The 25,458-nt window shown below is 49.0% G+C and carries 20 protein-coding genes and 1 tRNA gene; 12 read left to right on the forward strand and 9 right to left on the reverse strand.

Annotation, left to right across the window (positions count from 1 at the left end; all coding sequences use genetic code 11):
• The first annotated feature begins 113 nt into the window (after positions 1-113).
• Positions 114-1,271, forward strand: coding sequence for an LL-diaminopimelate aminotransferase (locus PV02_RS09385; RefSeq protein WP_256623147.1), 1,158 nt, complete (start codon positions 114-116; stop codon positions 1,269-1,271).
• A 90-nt stretch (positions 1,272-1,361) separates the two neighbouring features.
• On the opposite strand, the gene aroC is transcribed toward PV02_RS09385, so the two are convergent.
• Both aroC and PV02_RS09395 read right to left on the reverse strand, forming a co-directional pair.
• The gene (gene aroC, locus PV02_RS09390) at positions 1,362-2,459 is read right to left on the reverse strand and encodes a chorismate synthase (RefSeq protein WP_256623148.1); all 1,098 of its coding nucleotides are present in this window, start codon (positions 2,457-2,459) and stop codon (positions 1,362-1,364) included.
• A 21-nt stretch (positions 2,460-2,480) separates the two neighbouring features.
• Positions 2,481-3,368, reverse strand: a complete 888-nt coding sequence (locus PV02_RS09395) for a cation diffusion facilitator family transporter (RefSeq protein WP_256623149.1) — start codon at positions 3,366-3,368, stop codon at positions 2,481-2,483.
• 168 nt (positions 3,369-3,536) lie between these two features.
• Between PV02_RS09395 and PV02_RS09400 the strand changes: the two genes are divergently transcribed.
• The 4 genes from PV02_RS09400 (at position 3,537) to PV02_RS09415 (ending at position 6,884) form a co-directional block, all read left to right on the forward strand.
• The gene (locus PV02_RS09400; RefSeq protein WP_256623150.1) at positions 3,537-4,253 is read left to right on the forward strand and encodes a DUF6517 family protein; all 717 of its coding nucleotides are present in this window, start codon (positions 3,537-3,539) and stop codon (positions 4,251-4,253) included.
• A 104-nt stretch (positions 4,254-4,357) separates the two neighbouring features.
• Positions 4,358-4,573, forward strand: a complete 216-nt coding sequence (locus PV02_RS09405) for a hypothetical protein (RefSeq protein ID WP_256623151.1) — start codon at positions 4,358-4,360, stop codon at positions 4,571-4,573.
• Between the two features lie 62 nt (positions 4,574-4,635).
• A complete protein-coding gene (locus tag PV02_RS09410) occupies positions 4,636-5,406 on the forward strand; it encodes an ATP-binding protein (RefSeq protein WP_256623152.1) in 771 nt (256 codons plus the stop codon).
• Between the two features lie 698 nt (positions 5,407-6,104).
• Positions 6,105-6,884 carry a helix-turn-helix transcriptional regulator gene (locus PV02_RS09415; RefSeq protein ID WP_256623153.1) on the forward strand — a complete coding sequence of 260 codons (780 nt, stop codon included), beginning with the start codon at positions 6,105-6,107 and terminating at the stop codon, positions 6,882-6,884.
• 28 nt (positions 6,885-6,912) lie between these two features.
• Here the strand turns inward: PV02_RS09415 and PV02_RS09420 are convergent, their stop codons facing one another.
• Positions 6,913-8,256 (reverse strand): tripartite tricarboxylate transporter permease, encoded by a 1,344-nt coding sequence (locus tag PV02_RS09420; RefSeq protein WP_256623154.1) that lies wholly within the window; start codon positions 8,254-8,256, stop codon positions 6,913-6,915.
• 121 nt (positions 8,257-8,377) lie between these two features.
• Between PV02_RS09420 and PV02_RS09425 the strand changes: the two genes are divergently transcribed.
• Complete coding sequence (locus PV02_RS09425; RefSeq protein ID WP_256623155.1) at positions 8,378-9,298, forward strand: TIGR00269 family protein; 921 nt, start codon at positions 8,378-8,380, stop codon at positions 9,296-9,298.
• Here PV02_RS09425 and PV02_RS09430 read toward each other — a convergent pair.
• From PV02_RS09430 to ftsZ, 5 genes are all read right to left on the reverse strand, one after another.
• Positions 9,292-10,200: a DUF7847 domain-containing protein gene (locus PV02_RS09430; RefSeq protein ID WP_256623156.1), complete on the reverse strand. Its 909-nt coding sequence runs from the start codon at positions 10,198-10,200 to the stop codon at positions 9,292-9,294. The two genes, PV02_RS09425 and PV02_RS09430, sit on opposite strands and share 7 nt — an antisense overlap.
• A gap of 577 nt (positions 10,201-10,777) precedes the next feature.
• Positions 10,778-12,793: a sodium-translocating pyrophosphatase gene (locus PV02_RS09435; protein WP_256623157.1), complete on the reverse strand. Its 2,016-nt coding sequence runs from the start codon at positions 12,791-12,793 to the stop codon at positions 10,778-10,780.
• Between the two features lie 208 nt (positions 12,794-13,001).
• Positions 13,002-13,457, reverse strand: a complete 456-nt coding sequence (locus tag PV02_RS09440; RefSeq protein ID WP_256623158.1) for a hypothetical protein — start codon at positions 13,455-13,457, stop codon at positions 13,002-13,004.
• Between the two features lie 8 nt (positions 13,458-13,465).
• Complete coding sequence (locus tag PV02_RS09445; RefSeq protein ID WP_256623159.1) at positions 13,466-14,944, reverse strand: dihydropteroate synthase-like protein; 1,479 nt, start codon at positions 14,942-14,944, stop codon at positions 13,466-13,468.
• Positions 14,945-15,041: 97 nt separating this feature from the next.
• Complete coding sequence (gene ftsZ / locus PV02_RS09450) at positions 15,042-16,229, reverse strand: cell division protein FtsZ (RefSeq protein ID WP_256623160.1); 1,188 nt, start codon at positions 16,227-16,229, stop codon at positions 15,042-15,044.
• A 493-nt stretch (positions 16,230-16,722) separates the two neighbouring features.
• On the opposite strand from ftsZ, the gene PV02_RS09455 reads away from it, so the two are divergent.
• The 5 genes from PV02_RS09455 (at position 16,723) to PV02_RS09475 (ending at position 21,190) form a co-directional block, all read left to right on the forward strand.
• Positions 16,723-18,474, forward strand: a complete 1,752-nt coding sequence (locus PV02_RS09455) for a site-2 protease family protein (protein ID WP_256623161.1) — start codon at positions 16,723-16,725, stop codon at positions 18,472-18,474.
• 65 nt (positions 18,475-18,539) lie between these two features.
• On the forward strand, positions 18,540-19,550 hold the full coding sequence (locus PV02_RS09460; protein WP_256623162.1) for a potassium channel family protein: 1,011 nt from the start codon (positions 18,540-18,542) through the stop codon (positions 19,548-19,550).
• A gap of 5 nt (positions 19,551-19,555) precedes the next feature.
• Complete coding sequence (locus PV02_RS09465) at positions 19,556-20,239, forward strand: potassium channel family protein (RefSeq protein WP_256623163.1); 684 nt, start codon at positions 19,556-19,558, stop codon at positions 20,237-20,239.
• Between the two features lie 46 nt (positions 20,240-20,285).
• Positions 20,286-21,035, forward strand: a complete 750-nt coding sequence (locus PV02_RS09470; protein ID WP_256623164.1) for a sulfite exporter TauE/SafE family protein — start codon at positions 20,286-20,288, stop codon at positions 21,033-21,035.
• A gap of 57 nt (positions 21,036-21,092) precedes the next feature.
• Positions 21,093-21,190, forward strand: a tRNA-Arg gene (locus PV02_RS09475).
• A 34-nt stretch (positions 21,191-21,224) separates the two neighbouring features.
• Here PV02_RS09475 and pheT read toward each other — a convergent pair.
• The gene (pheT, locus tag PV02_RS09480) at positions 21,225-22,847 is read right to left on the reverse strand and encodes a phenylalanine--tRNA ligase subunit beta (protein WP_256623166.1); all 1,623 of its coding nucleotides are present in this window, start codon (positions 22,845-22,847) and stop codon (positions 21,225-21,227) included.
• Between the two features lie 416 nt (positions 22,848-23,263).
• On the opposite strand from pheT, the gene PV02_RS09485 reads away from it, so the two are divergent.
• Positions 23,264-25,453, forward strand: coding sequence for a type II/IV secretion system ATPase subunit (locus PV02_RS09485; protein ID WP_256623167.1), 2,190 nt, complete (start codon positions 23,264-23,266; stop codon positions 25,451-25,453).
• Positions 25,454-25,458 lie beyond the last annotated feature (5 nt).

Here is a 25,458-nt window from a genome sequence, read left to right on the forward strand (position 1 = left end):
ATGCAGTTCTGGTCAGGCCTTCACGGCAGAAGCATGTTTTTAAATATGTGGTCAGCAATAGGAAAGATGTTTGTTTATGACAGCCCTGAAAAGGGACAAAACCAGGTGAATAAATGTATTCTGACAGGATCAACAGACTGCCCCCCTACTTGTTTGCAGCCATCGATGAAGCAAAAGCAAAGATCATAGCAAAAGGCGTGGATGTGATCGACCTCGGAGTGGGTGACCCTGACCAGCCGACCCCTGCACACATCGTAGAGTCAATGTGCCAGGCTGTCCGCGACCCTTCCACACACCAGTATCCCTCATACACAGGACTGCTCGAGTTCAGGAAAGCAGCAGCACAATGGTGCAGGCAGACAAGGGGACTTGATATCGACCCTGTGTCTGAGACACTGACACTCATCGGCTCAAAGGAAGGAGTTGCACACGTTCCTCTCGCATTTATCAATCCCGGAGATGTGGTACTCTGTCCGGACCCCGGATATCCCGTATATAAGATAGGCACACAGTTCGCCGGCGGAAAGGAACACATCATGCCTCTCCTGGAAGAGAACGACTTCCTGCCTGACCTTGAGGCTATACCAAAAGACACCCTCGCCAAGGCAAAGCTGATGTTCATCAATTATCCCAACAATCCTACATCCGCAACAGCAGACCTGAAGTTCTTCGAGGAGGTAGTGCAGTTTGCCCGTGAGCACAATATCGTTGTTGTCCATGACAACGCATACTCTGAAATGGTCTATGACGGTTACCAGTCCCCGAGCTTCCTCAGCGTGGACGGTGCAATGGACATAGGCATCGAGCTCTACTCCATGTCCAAGACCTACAACATGACCGGATGGCGCCTTGGCTTTGCAGTGGGTAACAGGGATCTCATAGCAGGCTTCGGCAAGGTCAAGTCCAATATCGACTCCGGAGCCTTCGATGCCATCCAGAGGGCAGGCATCACAGCCCTTACAAGCTCCCAGCAGTGCGTTGCTGATATGAACAACATCTACACCGAGAGAAGGAATGTGCTGCTCAAGGGACTCAGGGAGCTGGGTCTTGATGTGAAGCCACCCAAGGCAACTTTCTACGTATGGGCCCGTGTGCCTGAAGGATATGACTCCATGGGATTCTCAAAACTCCTGCTCGAGAATGCAGGCATCGTAGCAACTCCCGGAGTAGGCTTCGGCCAATATGGAGAAGGGTATATACGCTTTGCGCTTACCAAGACAGTGCCAAGGATGAACGAGGCAGTTGAAAGGATGTCAAAGCTGAAACTGTGATCTCAGCACCTGGCTCCTTATCATGCTTTTTTCTATTATCTTTTTCCGCTTATCTGCCTGTTCCGGCCGTTTTTCCTCATAAGAAAATATCTACTTTAAAAACGATTCCGGGTTTATCCTCCCGCCCCTGATCATCTGGTCCGCCAGCACCAGAGCCACCATCGACTCGGCCACCGGCACCATCCTGGGCGGAATCGTCGGGTCATGCCGCCCGCGTACCTCGATGTCTGTTTCCCTCATCCCGGCCAGGCTGACGCTTCTCTGAACCTTTGATATGGAAGGTGTCGGTTTTACGGCAATGCGGCATATCAGGGGCAAGCCTGTTGAAAGTCCACCTATGATCCCACCTGCATTATTGGTCTCCGGAACAGGATGCCCGTCCTCCATAACAAAAGCATCGTTCATCTGGCTGCCTTTCATGCGGGCGCATTCAAAGCCTGCGCCGATCTCAACACCTTTGACGGCACCTATGCTCATGAGCGCTGCTGCGATATCAGCGTCAAGCTTGCCAAAGACCGGCTCTCCGATCCCTGCGGGCACTCCTGTTGCAATGATCTCCACGATGCCGCCTATACTGTCGCCCTCACCACGTGCACGCCTCACCTGCTCAAGCATCCTTTCGGCAGCCTGGAGGTCTGCACACCGGACAGGATTCTTTTCAACATTCTCGCGGATATCGGTGAATGTGACATTTCCGGCCTTCACACCGCCAAGCTCGGTGACGTGGGCAAAGACCTCGATACCGTAATGGGACAGGAGTTTTTTGGCAACCGCCCCGGCTGCCACCCTGCCGATGGTCTCCCTGCCGGATGACCTGCCACCGCCCCTGTGATCCCTGATACCGTATTTCTTCTGGTAGAAGAGATCCGCATGTCCGGGGCGGGGAATGTCCCTGAGATAATCATAAGCGCCCGGATTGGCATTCCTGTTCCATACCAGCATGGATATGGGGCAGCCCGTGGTCATTCCCTCGAACACGCCGGAAAGGATCTCCACGGTATCGGATTCCGAACGGGGGGTCGAGACCTCGCTCTGGCCAGGGCGCCTGCGGTCCAGTTCCTTCTGTATGTCCGTATCTGAAAGCTCAAGTCCGGCGGGCACTCCGTCTATAACCACACCCACTGCTTTTCCATGCGATTCACCCCAGGTGGTAATCCTGAAAGAGTGACCAAAGATGTTTCCTGGCATATTGGTATAGTAGCCCTGATGCTATTTATAATTTTGACTGTTCTCTGCAGGTTCGATGTGCACAAGCACTTCCTGAATGCCGTCGAAGTTTTCCTTGATACGGTACTGGACAATATGGGCAATTGTGTGGGATTTATAAGTGGGCATCTCGGGATCAACTTCTATGTGCATATCCACGTACACACTGCCCTGAGGACCACGCGTGCGGATATTGTGGCATCCCCGCACACCTTCCACCCCGCATACCACATCCATTAGCCGGGCGGGATCGATGGAATAGCGATCACAGAGTATCGAGGCACTGCTGAATATTATCTCAACTCCCGCATGCAGGATCACAATTGCCACCAGTATGGAGATTATAGGATCGACTATGGGATAACCTGCGTGTATGGCTGCCAGTCCCAGAATCACAGAAACCGACACATAGATATCACTTTTCGTATGAGCCGAGTCGGCCAGCAGCACTTCGCTCTGCAGCTCTTTCCCTTTTCTCCTCTCATAGGTGGTGACCGCATAGTTCACTCCCATGGTGCCCAGCATTATAATGAAGCTGAACGTTGTGACCTCGGGACTGGTCCCGTTCCCGAATCTTTCTATTGCAGAGCGGACTATCTCAAATGCAACCACCCCCAGTATGAAAGCGATGAAAATGGCAGCCAGGGTCTCGAACTTCCTGTGCCCGTAGGGGTGGTCTGCATCTGGAGGTTTTGAGGCGATCTGGATACCAATAAGCCCTATGACGTTGGATACTCCATCAAAAAGAGAATGATACCCATCAGACTGCATGCTGAGCACGTTGGTATACATACCATAGATGATCTTGGCGACAGCAACAACAAGGTTCAGCAGGAGTACATACCACATGACCCTTTGTATCTTCCTGAACCTTATCGTTGCCGCTTTCATACTAATCAATATAATCAAGACGGATATAAAGTGTCTGATTTTTATAACTAAAAAAAGAAGGCTACACAATAATGTTTTAATAAACCGACTATCGAATATATAATTTTAAATATTATAAAATGTTAAATCTTACCTGGCCAGATAATCCGAATGAAACACGGTGATATCTTGAAAAAGAACCATATCCTGTATACCCTCACAGTCTTTCTGCTTTTGACCTTCTCATCCACATCAGGCTGTATTGACACTCCTGCGGCACCTGCTGCATTTGCGGACAAGAATGCTCTGGACAGTTACGGATGGTCGCAGGTTGGAACTGTCGAGCAGAGAACGATCGAGCAAAAGATAACCACTTCGACCAGTGTCAGCTTCAATAGCACTATTGTTAAATATCGCAACGACAGGCTCGAGAAGGATATTGAGAGCCAGGTGCAGGAATTCAGGGACCAGTACAGGCTGCCTGACAGCTTCGAAGCACCATATATCACCTCTGAGGTCCAGGTCAATCGTATCACTCTTCCGGCTGGAGTAAGGCTGCCAGGTGATATGATGAACAGGATACTGGAAAGCAAATCGAAGGAAATGAGCTCTGAAAACAATATCGATGGTCTCAGGTCAAGCGGCACGAGGCAAATCACCTTGAAGAATGGCCTTACAGTCCCGGTCTATACATATGAGGGAAACAGAGGCTCAGGAAATGAGAGCCTCGGGGTGATCGCAATTATCACAGCATACGAGAGTGAGGAATCCAGCACTATCATTACAGGCATTGTTCCGAACGGAAGCATGTCCGTGAGCCTCGGACCTGTGAACGGAACGCTCTATACCATAGACGGGGAAAGGGAACTTCAGGAGATGCTTAAGCTCATCAGTACGATCCAATAGATTAACAAACAATCACAGAAACCACAGGTGCTGTCCGGTCTGCACCTTGAATCTTTTTTATGTCGCTTTCCAAGAACGTGATATCTCGCTTAGGGTTATACTGGATGGCAAGAATGATTGAAGGCACTCCCGGTAACAGAGCGAATATAGCATACAACCAGAACAGGTTCGCTACTGCAGGGGATCCTCCTTTGAGACTGTCCACGGAAAAGATAATGATGGATGCAGACGCGATTGCTGCAAACATTAATGGGATATGCATTTCACTTTGTTTTCCCTCCGGTGCGGAGAGGCAGAAAAGCGCTGAGGCCAGGGAGTAAAAGGTAAAGGCAACTTCCACAAACCGGAAAATATAATTCTGATAAGTCCCGAGTTGAAGAATATGGTAAAGATCGCAGTTACAGGAAAGGGCGGTGTCGGGAAGACGACACTTTCCGGGACCCTGGCAAGAATGCTTGCAAGGGACGGATATGATGTGCTTGCTATTGATGCGGATGCAGATATGAATCTTGCATCTGCCGTCGGCGTGAAGAATCCTCCCAAGCCCCTGACCGATTACCAGGAACTCATTGAGGAAAGGGCTGGCGAGAAAGGTGGCATGTTCAAGTTCAACCCGAAGGTGGACGACATTGTGGACATGTTCGGCGTTGTGGGACCGGATAACGTGAAAATGCTGGTGATGGGAACCATTGAAAGGGGAGGCAGTGGATGCATGTGCCCTGCTTCTGCGTTCCTGCGCGCCTTCCTGCGCCATGTGACCCTGAAGGAAACGAGCGCGGTTATCCTTGACATGGAGGCAGGCATCGAGCATCTTGGCAGGGGCACCACCCGCGGCATAGACCTGATGATAGTGGTGGTGGAGCCCGGCATGAGGTCCATTGAGACGGCCCAGAGGATCAAGGAGCTGTCCGAGGGCATAGAAATAAAACACCTTGCAGCTGTGATCAATAAGGGCAATGCAGCCAATATCAGGCCGCATCTTGAGAAACTTGGCATTCCCGTCCTGGGAGAGATACCATATGACCCGGAGCTTGCACAGGCCGATCTGATGGGCCTTGCACCCATTGACGTAGGCGGCAAATGGGTTGATGCTGTGAGGGATATCAAGGAAAGCATGCTGAGTATGATAGAGACTTTTGGGGAGACGACATAAACAAATGCCTGCATAGAGACCTGGTGATCCCGGGAAGAAAGAACAGAAAAGGGACCTTTGAAACCTTTTGAGATACTTACAGGAGACATCGAGACAAAAACTCTCATCTCCTCCAGTGCAATTACCCTCTTCAGGACATACGAATCATTAATGGGAACCACTTTTATAGGATAAGGACACTTCTTGCCCTAAGACGAGGAAGGTAGTATGAGGCGCCTGGAAACCACCACGCTTTAAGGCGCCTCTTTCCTTACGAATCCGAAATATTCCCCAATATTTCTTCTTAGGCTTGCGAGTGACCCATACTCGCACTGCCTGATAGGTGCTTTATTTATATAACCTAACCTGTTCTTAATCTCACGAACGACTATGTAATTTGCTGACAGGCATTATTTTAATGATATTGAAATTTCATCCCGGCCCATAAGAGAGTTAACACTTTATTGCTTGAAGAAAAGAGTGCTTTATATCACGTAAAGAAGAATGATGAAGCAGCCATGCTTTCCCTTGTTAATGTTCAGGTTCGGGAATTTAGGGATGTTATACTGATCTGGATACTGGCATGGTTTATTCATGATTGCTCTGATGTTTGTATAATTACATGCATTTTTATTTAAATCGATATAAATAGCAATAGATGTATAGTTGATATGTTTGAGTGGGAGCAGATGAAATCATAATCATGGGATGTGGCGCGAATGAAAAAGTCATTACTTGATGTTGTGTTCATGTCAGAGAAACGAAAAGGGGTTCTCCTGCTTCTGCAGGATGAAGCAAGGGAGATGGAAACACTTCTCGGCTCTCTTAATACGACCAGACAGGCACTGCTTCCGCAGATAAGAGTACTGGAAGACCATTACCTTGTTTCCCATGACAGGGATACTTACGAGCTGACAACGATTGGCAAATTGATAGCAGATGAAATGGCTCCGCTAGTAGGTACTCTGGAAGTCCTTGATATTGACATTGACTACTGGGGAACTCATGACTTTGATTTTATCCCGCCTGGCCTGCTGAAAAGGATTAAAGAGTTAAGGCATTGTGCGATCATAAATCCTCACCTTACAGAATTGTATTCCCTGCACAAGACCTATCATAAGGATAAAACAACAGAGCATGTCCATTCTGTTGGTAATATCTTTTACCCTGATTACCAGTCAAGGTTCACTGAGATGATAGATAATAAAATCACAATTGATTATATCATCTCTGAGGATCTGTTAGATAAAATCAGAACAGATCACCCCTATTTCAGATCAGTTATCAAAAGCGGCTACTTTAACCTATATGTTTACCACCAAAAGATGAATTTCCTGTTCTTTACGTTTGATGATTACCATATTGTCATAAACCCACTGAAAAATAATGGGGATATCGATACTAAATACATGCTGTGCAGTACGGAAGATGCGCTTAGGTGGGGAAAAGATCTGTTTGACCACTACCTGGAGAATTCCACACAAATTACCGATATTTGATCACTTTTTTTAGGTTGTGGTCTACTGCTCACATGAAGTAAATTATCACCGGCAGCAATATCACCCCCATGGCATGACTTTTACGTACTTTTAAAAACGGAGCAAGCATCCCTAGAGAGGTGGAAACGATAAAGATCACCAGTCCGAACGTTCCTGTGAAGAGCAATACAAGTAAAGCAAGCACTGATATGACAGAATAACAGAGCACGGGATAATCTATAGACAGAAGCCACACGTGAACCCTGTCGCCCAGATAGATGGTGGAGAAATAGGACATTATCGCGGTCAGGGCGATGGCGCACAGGAATAATACGATGGCTGATGGGTCCAGGCCCACGCCATCAAGCAGGTCGTTGATCACCACCATGGCACCGTTCCTTGTTTTACCGATAACTGCAAGGGCTACGAGGCCGAATATAGCATTACAGGTATTCACACCGGAAACTGATACAATGAACTCTTTGGCCGAGCTGAGCATGTCTTCATCGGAGTAGTGTGCATATCCGTTCTCTTCCTTTGAGAAATCCTGTCTGATAAAGAGGCGCGCGAACACAGTGGCGATGGAGGAGGATACACCTGGCAGCCATGCGACCAGCGAACCTGAGACACCTCCCACAAGGATACCCCTGAGGATACGCTGCCTTTCCAGCTCGAGCCTGGAGCGCAGCTGCACCGGGATCATGGGGTCCGACATCAGGCTGATGATAAGCTGCGACGAGCCGAAGAGGCCGCTTAGCAACGGAAGCAGTATGGATGGCTCACCGAAGGAAATAACCGGCCTCATGAGATACTCCGTCCTGAAAGCGAAGACCCCGAGCAGCCCGCTCATTATGAAAACGAGTAATGCAAAGAACCTGCCCTTCCAGTGAGAGAGCGAGCCCTGGCCCCTGACGAACTCGCCTCTCTCGGTCATTATCATGACCAGGACAACAAGAATGAGTATCCACGCAAGATAAGCCTGTATCAGCGGGTATGCTGCTACGAAGAACAGGGACAAGGGAAAGGCTAGAAAAAGAGCAAGGGCAACGGAGCCTGCGCTGCCAAGGGCTGAAAGGCGGACAGCCTCGGCACCCAAGCCCTCCAGCAGCAGAGTGTGCCCCGGCAGGACTGCCAGAGCAGTATCATCGTTCGGGGCCCCAAGGAAGATTGCAGGTATAATGTCGTGGAAGGTGTGCGAGAGGGAATTTGACAGGATAATTACAGCAACATAGAACACCGGCACTCCGCTGTCCGATAGCATGGGTGACATTGCGAGCAGTATCAGGGCAAAGTTGTTGGTATGGATGCCCGGGATCAGACCTGATATGACCCCCAGGAGATAACCGGCGACGACAGATAGTATGAACAGAGCAAGCGATACATCTCCAAGCATTTTGTCGTTTTCTCCTTAGCCTTCACTTCCGGGATGAGAATATTGCGGAGCTATTTAATTTTTTTGATTTTGTTCCGCAGAAGTGAACAAATATTTATACTAGCATTCCGTTGCAAGGCTGATGGAACCCACGATACTCAAATGCGATAAATGCAGCAAGGATGCTATCATCTTTCAGAAGTATTCCGGTATGCACCTGTGCAGGAAACATTTTATCGAAGATGTAGAGCGCAAGATAAAGCTGACCATCAGGAAGCATTACAGTATAAAACGGAACGAAACCATCGCTGTAGGACTGAGCGGTGGCAAGGACAGCAGTACAACGCTCTACATACTGCACAAGATATTCGGCGGACGGCCGGATATCCGTCTGATCGGTATCTGCATAGATGAGGGGATCGAAGGTTACCGCCCCAACACAATCGAATCCGCACGGGAACTGACATCACAGCTGGGTATTGAACTCATTGTACGCTCCTTCATGGAAGAGTACGGGACCACCATGGACCTGATAGCACCACAGAAAAGGGAGAAAGGAGCATGCAGCTACTGCGGCGTCCTCAGGAAATCCCTGCTCAACAAGACGGCACTTGAGATCGGGGCAACAAGGCTTGCTATAGGCCACAATCTTGACGATGAGGCACAGACCATCCTCCTGAACCACCTCAAGGGCGATGTTTCAAGAATGGTAAGGCTGGCCCCTCCCAAGGAGCTGGAAGGGCTGGTACTGCGCATGAAACCATTGCGCCAGATCCCGGAAAAAGAAGTTGCCCTGTATGCTTACCTGCACGACCTGCCCCTCGGTTTTGGGGGATGCCCCTATGCGCACGAAGCCATGAGAGGGGAGATCAGGGTCCTGCTTAATGACCTTGAAGTGAACCATCCCGGAACAAAATATGCACTTGTGAGTGGGTTTGATAAGATATCAGGCATCCTGGGAAGGGAACTCCCGCAGGAGGGACTCTCGAACTGCCGCATATGCGGACAGGCCTGCACCGAGGATATATGCCAGGCCTGCAAGCTGCTGGGACGCGATCACTGATTGAGGATATAGTCCTCAAGGGAATAGAGTTTCCTGCCGCTCCGGTTAAGGTACAGGCGGGTCCACCATATGATCGTGAGCGGCTGTATCACCAGCAACGTCAGCATGAAATCCGTCAATGACCATATCTGCGAAAGTGCTTCCACATAACCTGCGAGCTCCCCTATAAGCCCTGACATTACTGCAATAGCCATCAGGAAAAGCCACAATCCCATGGTGCTGGATTTGTTGGACAGGAATACGGACACACCTTTTTCAATTGCGCTTATCGGATCAAGGCCATCCAGTACAAGTGCATACTGGACAAATATAAGAGCAATGCTCACTACCAGAAGATAGAAGAGCCAGAATATAAGCCCGAAGAACAGCATGAAAGTGCCTGCAATGGCCTGTTGTGGATTGTCGATCAGGACTCCAAGGTCTCCGACCGAGAGGATCCCGGGGATCAGGAATATTATCCCTGCAAGCGAGATCAGTAACACCAGGATGCGTGTGAAGAACATGTTCACCAGGTTCTTCATGCCATATTCAGACATGTCCCTTATACTGGTGTCACCCCTCTCGGAAGCCTCTTTTGACATACCGATGGCTCCTGCCAGGAAGAAGGACTGTATCAGGATGTAAATCAGTACGAAGACAATCCCGAATGCCAGGAGGGACCAGAAACTGCCGGTAAGCAGGGATCCAGTTATAGCCATGAACTCATCCGGGGTCAACTGTTCCGGATCTAGGCTGCCGGCCGTAGCTGCCGGGAGGATGAAAAATGCTGCAAACAGCACGAGGGACACAAGTACCAGAAAAACCGTTGACAGGATCTCCAGAATGAAGGGTACGCAGATTGCAAGGTTTCGCTTCCATGTGCTAAAACCTTTGTGCACGATAGTGGTAATATCCTCTTTCATAGCTTCTCTCCGAAATTATAGTCAATAGGAGATAGATATTTATATATGTAGCCTTCCTTTCCAAGAAAAACAGATCAGGCCTAAAACTATCAACCCATTTATATATAATCATCGGGCTATTTGTCTGCCCGGATATAGATGATGGTAAAGCCTAAATAGAATGATAACATTTAGGTTTGTGCGCGGGTGCTTTTTTCATACACTAAACCCCACTCCCCAAATACATTAAACCCCCACTCCCTAACCCGCGCAAATCCTTTTCATTGTTGGCCAGTAATTATACTTACTTCATTTCAGGCAGCAGTCCACCTTCCCTTTGTATCGTATTATCACAGGATAATGCTAATTTCTTGTATTAGGGGGATTAAAAATCCTTTCCCGGAACCAGGTATTGACCTGATAATTGTTTTCCCTCCCCAAAAGAAGATGTTTTTGAGAGAACCTGATGAGGGATGTGAGAATGAACAATAGGGCTAGCTGTCGTTAAGCAACTGGGCTCAACATCAGACCTTTACACACCCGGAAGAACAAAAATAGAGAAATTGATTCCGGCTGTTATGCCGGAAACATTGCTGTCTTAGAAAATGCCTGCTCCGATAAAGAGTGCGGAGAACAGGATAGCGACCATGTTAACTACCTTGATAAGGGCGTTAAGAGCGGGTCCTGATGTGTCCTTGAATGGGTCGCCTACGGTGTCACCGACAACTGCTGCCTTGTGAGCATTGGAGCCTTTGCCACCGTACATGCCATCCTCGATGAGCTTCTTGGCATTGTCCCATGCTCCTCCTCCGTTGTCCATTGTAAGGGCAAGCAGAAGACCGCATACGATGATACCGATAAGGAGGCCACCGAGTGCTGCAGGACCAAGCACAAGTCCTACTATGAGCGGTACGAAGATAGCCAGGATACCGGGGACTGCCATCTCACGGATCGCGGCTGCGGTCACGATATCTACACACTTGCCGTATTCCGGCTTTGCAGTGCCTTCCATGATGCCCGGGATCTCCCTGAACTGGCGGCGCACCTCATTGACGATACCGAAGGCTGCCTTACCCACTGCCTGCATTGTGACGGCGGTGAATACGAAAGGAAGCAGTCCGCCTATGAACAGTCCCACAAGGACTACCGGCTGGTCAAGACTAAGATCCACGCCGCTTAAATCTACCTTGTGCCTGTAATCTGCGAACAGTGCCAGTGCACCGAGTGCTGCAGAACCAATGGCATATCCTTTTGTGACGGCTTTGGTGGTGTTCCCCACAGCGTCCAGGGAGTCTGTGACCTTGCGTACATTGGATGGCATACCTGCCATTTCCGCGATTCCGCCTGCGTTGTCAGTGATAGGTCCATAGGAGTCAAGGGCAACGATTATACCGGTGGTGGAGAGCATTGCTGCTGCTGCTATTGCGATACCGTATAGACCGACTGCGGGGTCTGTAGCTCCCCCTACAACGAAGAAGGATGCAAGGATACCGATCACAATTGCTACTACCGGGAGTGCTGTGCTCTCAAAGCCCATTGCAAGACCGGAGATGACGTTGGTTCCCGCACCGGTCTCGGAAGCCTTTGAGATAAGCTTGACAGGGCGGAATGATTTGGAGGTGTAGTACTCTGTGAATACCACCATCAGTACCATTATGGCAATGCCTACGAGGGCTGCATAGTAGAACTTCATGTCACCCATGAGGGATGTTGTAACAAAGTAGAATGCGATCAGTGAGAGTACCGCAGAGCCTGCGACACCCTTGTACAGCGCATTCATGATGTTACCACTGCTTCCAACTTTTACGAAGAACACGGATATGATGGAAGCAAAGATTGCAACCGCACCGAGTATGAGCGGATAGAGGACCGCGTTGGGATACGAGGATATGATGATCGAACCAAGGAGCATTGAAGCAAGTACTGTGACCACATATGTTTCGAAGAGGTCGGCACCCATGCCTGCGCAGTCACCGACGTTGTCACCGACGTTGTCGGCAATCACGGCTGCGTTACGGGGGTCATCCTCGGGGATACCGGCCTCGATCTTACCGACAAGGTCTGCACCGACATCTGCCGCCTTTGTGAATATACCTCCGCCAACCCTGGCAAAGAGACTGATAAGACTTGCACCGAAACCAAAACCAATCACAAGGTCCACATCACCGTAAAGGATGTAGAAGCTGCTGGTACCCAGCAAGGCAAGACCCACCACTGCAAGACCTGTGACCGCTCCGCCGCGGAATGCAACGGACATGGCCTTCTGCAGGCCTTTGGATGCAGCCTGTGATGTCCTGACATTAGCCCTGACAGAAACGTTCATACCAATGTATCCGGCCAGTGCAGAGCTTATTGCACCTGCAAGGAAACCGACAGCGATCTTAGTTCCGTCCTCGAGCAGGAAGAAGATAAGTGCTGCAAGTATCACGGCCACTACGGCTATGGTCTTGTACTGACGGTTCAAGTATGCCATCGCACCCTCCTGGATGGCGCCTGCTATTTCCTGCATCCTTTGGTTGCCGGCATCCTCTTTAAGGATACTGCGCGCAAAGATCCCAGCAAATAACAAACTGATCAGACCAGCAAGAGGGGCAAGATAAATTAAAGATTCCATATTATAACTCCTCTCAATATACTTCTGTTGCGAATTGTAAATCTGTTCACTCTTTATGTATAAGTGTTAACCGGGGCAACAAACCACTGCTGGATGGCTTGTTGCATAATTATTAAACAATTACCGGCTATAATAGAGATATATTATATTTAAAGGTAGGCTGAATTACGCCACCTTCGATATGAACTTATCGATTGGTTACCGGGCTTTAAATTCCGCCGCCTATTTGCGTTAGTTCGAATTCTATGCTATCAGGTACATCGACCCTGAACACGAAGACATTGTACCTCAGTTTCCTTGCAGCAGCCACTGCATTCTTTTCCTCTGGAGAGAGGATGCCGTCTGCGTTTGCGATACAGAATGACTTTTTGCCATTGTTTACAAGGAAATCAAAATACCGCCCGAAATCACGCAGGAATCCCATGAGCTCTTCCAGTTCGTCCCACTTCTCACACATATGGATATGCTTGGTTGCGGAATTGTTCACGTACCAGTCGCGACTCATGTAAGGATACTTGTCATACTGTTCCTTGAGTTCATCACGGGCTTTCGAAATAACAGTAGTGTCACCTCTGATGTCAACCCATTTCCATCCCTGCTGGGAGAAATATCTTGAAGCAACGATCACAACTACCTTATCCATATCCTGTTTTTCCAGTTTCATACGACCACCTAAAAATCATCGTCCTGTGAATAGCTCCTGTTGAATTTAAGAGCTATCTCGGCTTTTTTAAGCTCCCTGCCAAGATATCCGGCATGTTCTAGCCTTGAGATAAGACCCCTGTCGATAAGCGTGTCCATCACAGCAGCAGCGGTCTTCCCGACCACCGACATAGTGTCATGCTCTGCAAGGATGAGCCCCCCATTGCCATTCTCATCAGGGATTATGCCTATCCTTACGCTGCCAGCCGGGTCAAGCTTCCACATCCTGCCTGATCGGGCCTCTGTGAAGTCCTCAGGCAGGACAGCGTCAATGCGTCTTCTTTTTTCCTTTATCCCCATCAGGTCTATGCCAAGATCCTTGGGGGAGCTGTCCCTTTCATGCGCCAGCAGCATCATAAGGGATGCCCTGCTGAGCTCTATTATAGAACCCTGGGCCTTGTTGCTGTACTCAGGCGTGAAGAGTATGCTGGCACCCACATCAGTTCCGATACCGCAAAGGGTAGCATTGGCACCTGCGGAATCTGCGTCCAGGAGTTCCGTGACATTCCCTACCCCGAAGAACACAGGGACATCCGGGTAAAGGCAATGGAACTCCTTGTACCTTACTAAAGAATCAACGATGCCGTGTCCTATTGGATCAAGCACCGGATCAGCTATTATTCTCTTGATGCCTGCCTGCCTGGCTGCAGCGATGTTCCTCCGAAGACTCTCAAGGCCTTCATCAGGGTCCGGGATGACCACTGCCGGCACACCTGAAGCTGCAATATACGGACCAAGAACGGCGATATTACTGCTGTCCAGGCTGAGTACCATATCCACGCCTGTTTCCAGGGCCCGCATAAGAAGCTCCGTGTCGAGGGTATCTATGCTGACAGGCAGCCGGGTCACAGACCGGGCAATCCCGATGGCACGCTCTACGTCGTCAGGTGTCGCATGCAGTGAAGCGCCAAGGTCAATTATATCGGCACCTTTTGCCACAAAAGAGCTTATCTTCCTGACAAGAGCATCATTCTCCATTCCGGTGGCATTGACCACTTCCGCCATGACCTTCATCCGGCTGTTACCGCCCAGTTTGAGGCTTCCCAGCATCATCGCTGGTACTGCAACTTCCTCAAGCTCCCTGGCCTTCCCTATTGCCATCTCCCGCCTTAGGTCAACAAGCAGTTCGCACGCAGGAACCTGCTTTGAGAATTCTATGCTTCCGGCAAAGGGAAGCACATAGGACAGGTCATAAGCATGCTTGGGACCAAGGCGGATGCTGCATCCAAGCCGGGCCTCAGCTTTTGAGAAATCCCCGGATACCAGTCCGGGCAGGAAGATAATATCATAATCAAAGCGGGAAACATTTTTTTCAATGGCAGCCAGCAGCTTACCAGGAGTGATAAAAGCCGCTATCTTCGTATCAGCAACAATGACATCAGCATTGTCACCCGCCGACTTCCTTACAGCCATCTCCGCCAGATGACCCGTGGCAACCAGTATCTTCATGGTCCAAAATGGTAATGCTACCTGATAAGAATATCCTTTTTAAAAAAGTTGCATGGCCGGGCCACTATGGCACGGCTGCAATTACTATCGATCCGGTTCAGTGGATAATATCGATAATTGATCCGCCTGCGTTCTTGGAGCTCATTGGCTCCACGACGGTACGCCTGGACTTGTTGATCGGGGTTGCTGCATGTGTTGCCTGCCTGTATGCCCTCGGAGGCTCAGCTGTTATGCTGGCTGCCCTTGTTTCGTACTGCGGACCAAGGACCTGTGCAGACTGGACGCCTGTCATGATTGCCATGACACGCACCTTGCCTTCGTACTCGTTGCTTATGCGTGCTCCCCAGATGACGTTAGCACTGGGTGACAGTTCATAGGTAAGTGATGCAGCGATCTCCTCGGCTTCCTTGAGGCTGAGGTCCGGGCCGCCGGTTATGTGTACAAGGCTGCCTGTTGCTCCCCTGTAGTCCACGTCAAGGAGCGGGTGGTTCAGTGCAGCGCGCACGACATCGTCGCTCTTGTCCTGGTTCTTGCTCTCGCCCACGAGCATGACGGCAACGCCGCCACAGCTCATGATAGCCCTGATATCAGCATAGTCAAGGTTGATGAGTGATGGCTTGGTGATTGTCTCGGTTATACCCTTCACGGTTTCGGAGATGAGCTGGTCCATGACGGAGAAAGCCTGGTCAATCGGCAGGTTCGGTACATATTCCAGGAGCCTGTTGTTATCGAGGACTATAACTGTGTCTGCTGCACGGCGGAATTCCTCAAGGCCTTCCTCTGCCTTGACTGCCCTTGCCCTCTCAACCCTGAACGGACTGGAGACCATACCTACAACAATAGCTCCCTGCTCCTTGGCAATATCAGCTACTACAGGAGCAACACCCGTACCGGTTCCGCCTCCCATACCTGCTGTGATGAAAACGAGATCGGCGTTCTTGAAGACCTCTTCAAGCGTACCGCGCGCAAGTTCTGCTGCCTTGGCACCTACTTCGGGATAACCACCTGCACCAAGACCGCGGGTCAGTGTCTTGCCCACGAGGATCTTCTTGTCCGCACGGATGATATCAAGGTGCTGCTTGTCAGTGTTAATGGCTATTGTCTCGGCACCTTCGATCCCGATGTTATAGAGCCTGTTGATCGTATTGTTACCTGCACCGCCGCAACCTACGATAAGGATCCTCGGCTGTCCGAACATGTCGAACTGATCATCTACTGCGATCGTCTGGCGGTACTCTTTTTCCTTTTCGGTGTGTTTTAATGCTTCCTGGACTATCGACTGCACATTCATCCCCTCACGGATATGTTACATCTCGGTATAGTATGCGATTTTTGCTATTACTAGCTTATTGCTCAAACCATTCATCAACGTTTATCAACGTTTCATAATTCTGTGATTGCTATATTTCTTTCCTTGTTTTTATACTTATGCTTTTATGGAACTTAAGTATGTGTGCAGGTGAAGCTAGCCATCCGTCATAGATGGAAACACAACTTTGCTCAGGGTTGTGATCACAGAACCATGGCGCGTAACAAACATGGATTGCTTCATATTTAAAAATAGTTATATATAAGTATATCTAAGCATTTCCACAAAAGTATCTGTAAATCAGGATGAAGTAACTGGCAGGTACATCTATATATACATATGCCCTTATGTTACCTCACCTTTGAAAAGGGGCCAGTGGAAAATTCCAATATTGAAGCACCGACTTATGATCAAGAAACTACTGACGTTAATATATAAACTATAATCAAAACCTCAACGGAGAGTTTTTTTGAACACTACTATCGCACTTACAGTCTTTTTGCTGTACTGGCTATTTGTCATCACCCTCAAAAGGCGAGGGATACTGGAAAAGTACAACATAAGCACATACGGGCCCGTCCTGATGATCAGGACGACAAGAGGCCTTGGCCTCCTTGACAAGCTTGCCACACCTAAGAGAGCCTGGAGGATCTATGCGGACATAGGTATCAGACTTATGTTCATCGGCATGATAGCAATGTTCCTTATTGTCATACTCTCCGACATTGCACTGCTGAGCTCCATAGGCACCAACAGCATCGCAGAGCCGGGCAAATTCAACGAGGCAAGGAACATATTCCTCATACCGGGTGTCAATGAGTTCATACCGCTCACCTGGGGGATAATTGCACTCATAGTGACACTCGTGGTCCATGAGTTCTCACATGCAATACTTTGCAGGGTTGAGAACATCCGTGTAAAGTCCATGGGTATCCTGCTCGCGCTCGTACCCATAGGGGGCTTTGCCGAGCCTGATGATAAGGAACTTTTCGGTAGAGAGGACGATGACGAAGATGACAGGCCGGACCCTTACGGCGACCGCAGGCTGGGGATAAGGATATACGATGATGAAGAGCCTGTTAAAAAGAGAGCCGCTCCTGATAAAATGGCAACCCGCACCCAGAGGGCCCGCATACTTGCAGCCGGCGTTATGGCTAACTTCGTTGTGACCCTCATTGCCTTCTCATTGCTCTTTGGCCCTGTGCTGGGCGCAGTCTCACCTCTCGGAAACGCGATGATAGTTGACGTGGATGAGGGCTCATCTGCCTACGCTGCAGGACTGCGTCCGGGAATGGTCATCACACAGCTGGATGGGACCAGTGTAAGCAACGTTAATGAAGTCCTTCTTTACCTGGACTCTGTTGAAACAGGCTCCACAGTACAAGTCCATGCCGCGACAGACAGGGTTGTGTCTATATATGCAGCTGAGGTCATGGACATCGAGCCTGAAACAAGAGGTGTACAGATACAGGGTGTTATCGACGGATCACCTGCACAGGCAGCAGGACTTGAAGAGGGCATGTACATCCGCAGCATGGATGGGCAGGAGATACGGACCGTTTCAGACTTCATGGCATTCATGGATACGACCGTTTCAGGCCAGACAATCTTGATAGAGACTGCCATTTACACTGATGACGATATCCCTGAGACTCCAGGAGAAGTGACAATACAGCTGGCAGCTCACCCCGACCAGGGCGTTTCAAAGGGTTTCCTCGGAGTCTACACCGGGGGCGACGGGTATGTGAAAACACCTCTTGGCTTCTCAGTAGGCGAGTTCCCTGCACGTGAGTACCTCGATCTCCTCAGGGACATACCGGGTATGCTTACAGGTGCAGCAGGATGGATCATCCTTCTGGGTCTTCCGATAATAGGATTTGCAGGCGAGGGATTCCCGGGGTTCAGTGGTACCCTGGCCCAATTCTATGAGCCCGTAGGCTGGGCCGAGCCTCTTGGCATAGGTCTGTTCTGGATAGCAAATGCACTGCTCTGGATTGGATGGCTCAACTTCTATGTGGGACTGTTCAACTGCCTGCCTGCGGTTCCGCTTGACGGGGGCCACGTGTTCAGGGACTACCTGCACGCAGCCATCTCCCGCATCACGGACAACGAGACAAAGGCCGAGCGCCTGTCAGCTGCCATAACGGCTACATTCGCACTGCTGATACTGATGTCCTTCCTTCTGATGATATTCGGACCGTACATGGTGCACGGGTTCTGAAGAATGGAAATAAATCATGCAGTAAGTGTCTGAAGAAAAATCACTAAGTTCAAAGGACCGATATCATGCAAAGAAGATTGTGGTACAGAACGATCCTGAGGTCCTTTTTACTTACATTTTTTGTTGTCCTGGTCTATCTGTTGATCTTCATCAACATCATGGAATATGAACAGCAGTATGACCATGCGAACTTCGTGGATGGCACATACTGGGTTATGGCCACTATCACAACAGTGGGATACGGAGACATTGTATTTACATCAGCCGCAGGAAAGTTCTTTTCCATACTGGTGCAGCTCTCAGGCATCCCTGTTGTTTTCGGACTTCTTTTCAATCTTCTTCTGTCACCTTTGCTGGAAAGGAACATACGTCCCAGTATGCCGGTCAAAAGCCCCAGGAAGCTCTCAGAGCACATAATCATCTGCGGATACAATAATCTGGTCGAGACGCTCCTGGAGGAACTGAGCGAGAACAATGTTCCCTATGTACTCATAGAGGAAGAGGAAGAAAAGGTGAAAGATCTTCTCAAACGCAACATCAATGTTGTCCAAGGGAATCTTTCCGATGAGACGACATTCAGGAACGTGCATATTGAAAAAGCCAGCTTTGTGCTGGTCAACCGTTCCGATGAGGTCAATGCAAATATCATACTGACGGTTCGCAGTATGAGCGACATCAAGATCATTGCCATAGCCGAGGACAAAGCGAATAAGAAATACATGAAATATGCAGGTGCAACGAGTGTGATATCCCCAAAGGAGCTGTTTGGAAGGTTCATTGCAAGAAAAGCCGCAGATCCTTTCCTAAGAAGACTTACGGGCGCTACGGAATTCTTAGAGGGAATTGCTATTGCAGAATTTCCCGTCTATCCCAAAAGCCCTCTTAACGGCAAGACCATCAAAGAAGCAGCTATCCGTGAGAAGACAGGCTCCAACGTGGTAGGGGTGTGGAAAAGCGGAGCACTTTCCTTTGATGTGGAGCCGGGAGACGTTATCAGAGAAAGTTCCGTACTCCTGGCCACAGGCACCCCTAAACAACTTTCCGAGCTCAGGAAACTTACGCAGCAGACCAGATGATCCTTATGAAAGCAGAAGATGGGCACATAATAGTACTCGGATGCGGAGATGTAGGGAAGCATGCCGCCCAGACGCTGAAATATTCAGGCCTGGAGTTCATTGTCATCGATTCTGATCCCTGGGCTTTTGAAGATGCTGATTATGAGCATCTTGTTGGCAACGCCACGGACGAGGACGCACTTAAAAAAGCAGGCATTGAAACTGCCTCAACCGTCATCATCGCTTTGAATAACGACACGGACGTGATATTTGCAACGCTCATTGCAAGGGGACTTAACCCCGAATCGACCATCCTTGCGCGTGCAAACTCATACAAATCCATTGACAAGATCTATAAGGCCGGAGCTGACTATGTAGCTGCCCTTTCCATTGTGGCAGGACAGATGCTTGCAAGAATGACCTCACGCTGCATCGAGATGTCCTGCCGGAAAATAGATGAGGATATCATGCTTTATGAAGGCATTGAGATCGAAAAGCACACTATCGGCAGCGAGCATGACATCGTTGATAGGCCCGTGGCAGAGATCGGATTGAGAGAGCGTTTTGGATGCACACTTATAGGGATTGAGAGGCAGGGTAATATTATCACAGATATACTCCCGTCAACTGTCATATTAAAAGATGATATCATTGCAGTGATTGGTACAAAACAGGCTATCAGCCTCTTTAAATACAAGTACGTGAAGTGATAAGCGGACAGACTAAAAAGTCATCATTGCAAAAAGGAGCCTACTGATGGAGAACATATTCCTTATTATCACGGTGTTTATCACATCAGTCCTGTTCTCCATGCTCGGGATAGGAGGAGCTATATTTTACGTGCCTTTCTTCTACGGGACAGGCATGGAGCTGCTTAATGCGATCACCACAGCCCTGCTGCTCAACATTGTGACTTCAGGCTCTGCAGCCACACTCTATCTGCGGAAGAAAATGGTGGATCTGCAGGCGGCAGTGCCCCTGATACTGTTCGCTGCCATAGGCACACAGATAGGAGGATATCTTGCAAGACTTACTCCGGTGGATGTGCTGCTCTTCCTTTTCAGTATCCAGATGATCTTTATCGGAGCAGAGATGCTTTTTGCCCGTTTTGAGAAATACTATAAGGGTAAAGAGATCTCAGGGAAAAAGAAAAAGTTTCTGGTAACAGGCGGAGGGCTTATCATAGGCATTCTCTCCGGTCTCCTGGGTGTGGGCGGTGGCTCTTTCGTGGTCCCTATGCTCATTATCATGGGATACGGTATCAAATGCGCCGCTGCAACCTCCGGATTCGTTGTGGTCTTTGCATCCCTGTCTGCTTTTCTGGCACATGTATGGACATGGGAGCCTGACATAACACTGGTGCTCTACATAATAGTGGCATCTTTCCTTGGGGCACAGGTAGGCTCAAGACTTATGTATAGCAGGGTCAAGGCAGATACCCTTAGAAAGATATTAGGAGTCCTGCTGTTGATCATGGCAGCAAGGATCCTGACAGGACTGCTTTAATAGAACAGTGTTGATAGAAACCTTTAATACAGTAGGTATCAATCAGTACTTCCCTGTGGGCTCGTAGGGTAGCCAGGATATCCTAATGGGCTTCGACGAGGCTTTGTTTGCCACGAAGACACCCATTGACCCGTGTTCGAATCGCGGCGGGCCCGCTTTTTTATATTCCGTATGCTTCTGGAAGGATGATCACTCTTCGTTCAGATCGATCTCAAATCCCACTACAGGCTGGCCCAGGCCGAAGTTAACTATGACCTGCGGATAAAGTTCTCCCATGACGCCGACCTTCCTGCCGTTCACAAGGATGTCTGCCCTCCTGCCTTCCATGAATGCAGGGTCATCTGATTCCGCAACCTCATAGCCGGTGACACGCTCGCGCATGAAAGCGTCCACTATCTCCCTTATCTCGGTGAAATTGGCCTGTGAGTGGATGGATACTGCAGCAAGGTGTAGGCCGTTCTTGTTATTGATAACGACATCGCCCACCTCGAATATCTTCTGGGGTAACTCCCTGTGCTGGTTCATGGAGAGTATCTCCATCAGGTTAGGCAGTATCGTTGTCCTGACCATGGTCTGGTCCTCGCTTATGGGATGCAGCACGCATGTGACATCATCGGTTCTTTCACGACACATCCAGTCAAAGTTGATCTTCTCGCTGGTCAGGGTGAAGGGCATCACCTGGGAATAGCCAAGACCTATCATGATCTCCCTGACAGATGAGCTGATCTCAGATACGGGATGAGACTTGCCCACTGTGGCATTCATCGGGAATATCGCGGGGATATTATTGAAACCGTACCCCACGGCAATATCTTCAATTATATCTGAATTGTCAAGGATATCCGCGCGGTATGCAGGTATCATCACTTCGATAACACCCTCGTGTAATTCCTGTGCACCGAATCCCATTCTGTTGAGCTGCCTCATGATCTCACTTACCGGAAGATCAAGACCCACGAGAGCATCCACTTCTTCCTTCCTCAGGATCTTTACGCGAGGGGAAAGATCAAGAGGTATGTGTTCGGTGCCGTCAGCCTTGACCACCTTCACATACTCAAGCTGGCCGCCACGTTCTGCAAGCGCTGCTGCCACTATGTTGAGGGCCGTATAGACTTCTGAGCTCAGGCCTGTGACATCGATCAGCAGGTCAGTGGTGTTCTCGTTGACCATGGTCAGAGTACCGTTGATTATCGGCGGGAATGAAAGGACATTGTTGTTGGCATCCAGTATGAGCGGGTACCTGTCAAGGCCATCCAGTATGCCTGCAAAACGCACACCCTTTGGATGTTTCCCGAGTATTTCCCTCATGGACATGGGTTCTGTAAAGTCCAGGGGTACGAACCTGAATTCAGGGTCTGCGGCAATGTATCTGAAGGGAGCCTTTACCTTTGAGAGATCGTGCACACCGATGGACACCTTTTTCCTGTCACGGCCAAGACCCCAGTGAAGGGCTTCCTGCAGGTCCATCAGGGATTTGATGGAGGTGGAAGTGAAACTGAGGCCCCTTACAACAGCGCAGGCAAAGACGGGGCGTATATCCTCTATCCGGGCATCCATGCTTATCTCCACCTGATAGGGCCTGACCTCATAATCACGCAGGCCGGGCTCAATGTCAAGGAAGCCTCGCATGGCATGTGCTACGCCCTCTACACTATAGAGATCAGGGCGGTCAGGGAAGAACTCAATATCGATGGACTCCTCTTCAATGCGCTCTATATCAGCACCGATCATGGGCACACGCTTGATTATCGTGTCCCTGTCAGTCCCTGTAAGCTCTTCAAGATCATTATATGGTAGGGTTATTATTGGCATGCAGGATATCCTCTCTGTCCCGTGTCACTATTCTACCTGAACATATCAACCTTTAGATTTAATGTTTTTGATTTAAGGGAACAATGCTTTTTATTTCAGTCGGGAATGCAGCTACGAATGGACGGCAGAACATCCATGTACATAAAGTCCAGTATATAAAATTGTTTTGTACATCATTCAATAAAAAGACAGCCGACTGTCCTGCAATAGTAACTTTTTATGTCCATTTGGATTTTAAGCATGTACATGCCTATATCAGAAGACAGTGAGACAGGAGCCTTCCGCCCAGCTGTAAGTTTATTATTGCACCGTTGAAGGTATTCAAGGATACAATACCTTTAATAACTATTGTAATTATAATAAAAGTATAATATATCTAACATGCGTAATTCATATCATTTTATCAGGTGACACTCATGGCTGATGCTCAAAATGAAACCCTGCAAAAAACAGAGCTTGAAAAAGCCAAGGCTGAAAATGAAGCGGTAAACGATACAGTATCTGACGATACTTCATTAGCATCTGAAGAAACCATAGACTTGCCGGTAGACGACACTGAAAAACAGGAAAATGAAGAGAGTGAAGACTCCCTGGATGCTTCAAATCTTCTGGAAAAGCTGGCACAGATCAAAAAGTCTGAGCAGAAACTTGAGGAAGAATTCAATTCTCTTATACTGAAAGGATCATCCTCGTCAGAAGCCGGTAAGACACCTGATGACACAGGAATTCTTGCTCCCGGTTCAGGGAAAAGCAACGAGGCAAAGAAAAAGGAGCTTGCGCCTGAAAGTGAAGAGCTCAATATCCTCTTGCCCAGATCAGCAGGGTTCGGTCCGGCAAAAAGAAGTTTCCCTGAGAAAAAAATAAAGGAAGATGCCCCTCCCGAGAAGGATGACGAGGCTCAATTCAAGGTCAAGAGCATACTCGAGGAGAAAGCCAGGGAAGAGAAGCTTGTGCCCCTGGAAGAGGAAAAGGTTCCTGCAGATGCCGAAGCGGCAATAGAGAAGATAGCAGAGGAAACTATAGAGGAAGAAAAACTAGGATTCGTCGCTAAGATCAAGAGCCTCTTCAAAAAGATAGAGGTCGAGATCGAGCCCTATGACCCCCAGCTGCACGGTCCCATTTCTGAGTTCAGGGAAGTCGAAGGGTACGAGGAAATAGAACGCTACTGGGTCAACGAACCTTACACTTTCATAGTCATTCTCTATAACGAAGAGATAAATCATCACCTTTACTATGTGGTGGAACCGGAATTAACTGATTTTGAGAAAGTGTTCCTGGAAGAGATAAGGGACAGGCTGCGAGACGTGCTTCTGGTGGAAGATATCGACGAGGATGCATGTGACAAGGAAGCTGTCCTGGACACCAAGATCTGGTCCATCATACAGGACTACACCCTTGAGATCACATCCCCGATGCTTGCCAAGATATCCTACTATATCAAAAGGGACTTCATCCGTTTCGGTAAGATCGATGCACTCATGTGCGACACCTCCATCGAGGACGTTTCCGGTAATGGCCACGATGTCCCGATATTCCTTTACCACCGGAAATACCAGAACATCCCGACCAACATAGTATACCACGAGGACGAGCTCAACTCTTTCATTATCCAGATGGCACAGAGGAGCGGCAAGCACATATCCGTGGCCGAGCCCATCGTTGATGCCACCATGCCCGACGGGTCAAGGATACAGATGACACTGGGAACATGTGTCACTGCACACGGAAGTACTTTCACTATTCGTAAGTTCAGCGAGACCCCGATCACACCTGTGGACCTTATTAAGTGGGGGACCTTCTCCGCCGAGGCCATGGCTTACCTGTGGCTCTGCATTGAGAACAATAAGAGCCTTATCTATGCAGGAGGCACTGCTTCAGGTAAGACTTCATCACTTAACGCGGTCTCTCTTTTCATCCCTGAGAAAGCGAAGGTCATCACCCTTGAAGATACAAGGGAACTTAAACTGCCTCACCCCAACTGGATACCCAGCATGACCAGGGATTCGTTCACTGCTGACGAGAGAGGAGCCGTGGATATGTATGACCTGCTCAAGGCAGCACTGCGTCAACGCCCTGAATACCTGCTTGTGGGTGAGGTAAGAGGCAAGGAAGCACTGACACTTTTCCAGGCAATGTCCACAGGACACACCACCTTTTCCACAATGCACGCAGACTCTGTTGCTTCTGCCATCCACAGACTGGAAAACCCGCCCATCAGCGTGCCAAGGTCAATGATCCAGGCGCTGGATATCATGAGCATCCAGTCCCAGACATACACCAAGGGAAAACGTGTGAGAAGGAACATCAAGCTTGTTGAGATCATCGATATAGACCCCAATACAAGGAACATCAGAACAAATGATATATTTGTATGGGATTCCGAGAACGATGTCTTTATCAGGACCGGTGAGTCAAAGGCACTCTTTGATATCAAGATGCGCCGCGGCTGGGGACAGGCCAAGGTCGAAGAGGAACTCTATTATCGCCAGAAGATACTGGAGTACATGGTCAATAACAATATCAATGACTTTAATGAGATATCAGGTATCATCAATGCTTACCAGTCAAGGCCTGAAAGAGTCCTGCAGAAACTTCAGATTACCTAGTCAGG

The sequence above is a fragment of the Methanolobus chelungpuianus genome (genome assembly GCF_024500045.1).
Classification (GTDB): Archaea; Halobacteriota; Methanosarcinia; order Methanosarcinales; family Methanosarcinaceae; genus Methanolobus; species Methanolobus chelungpuianus.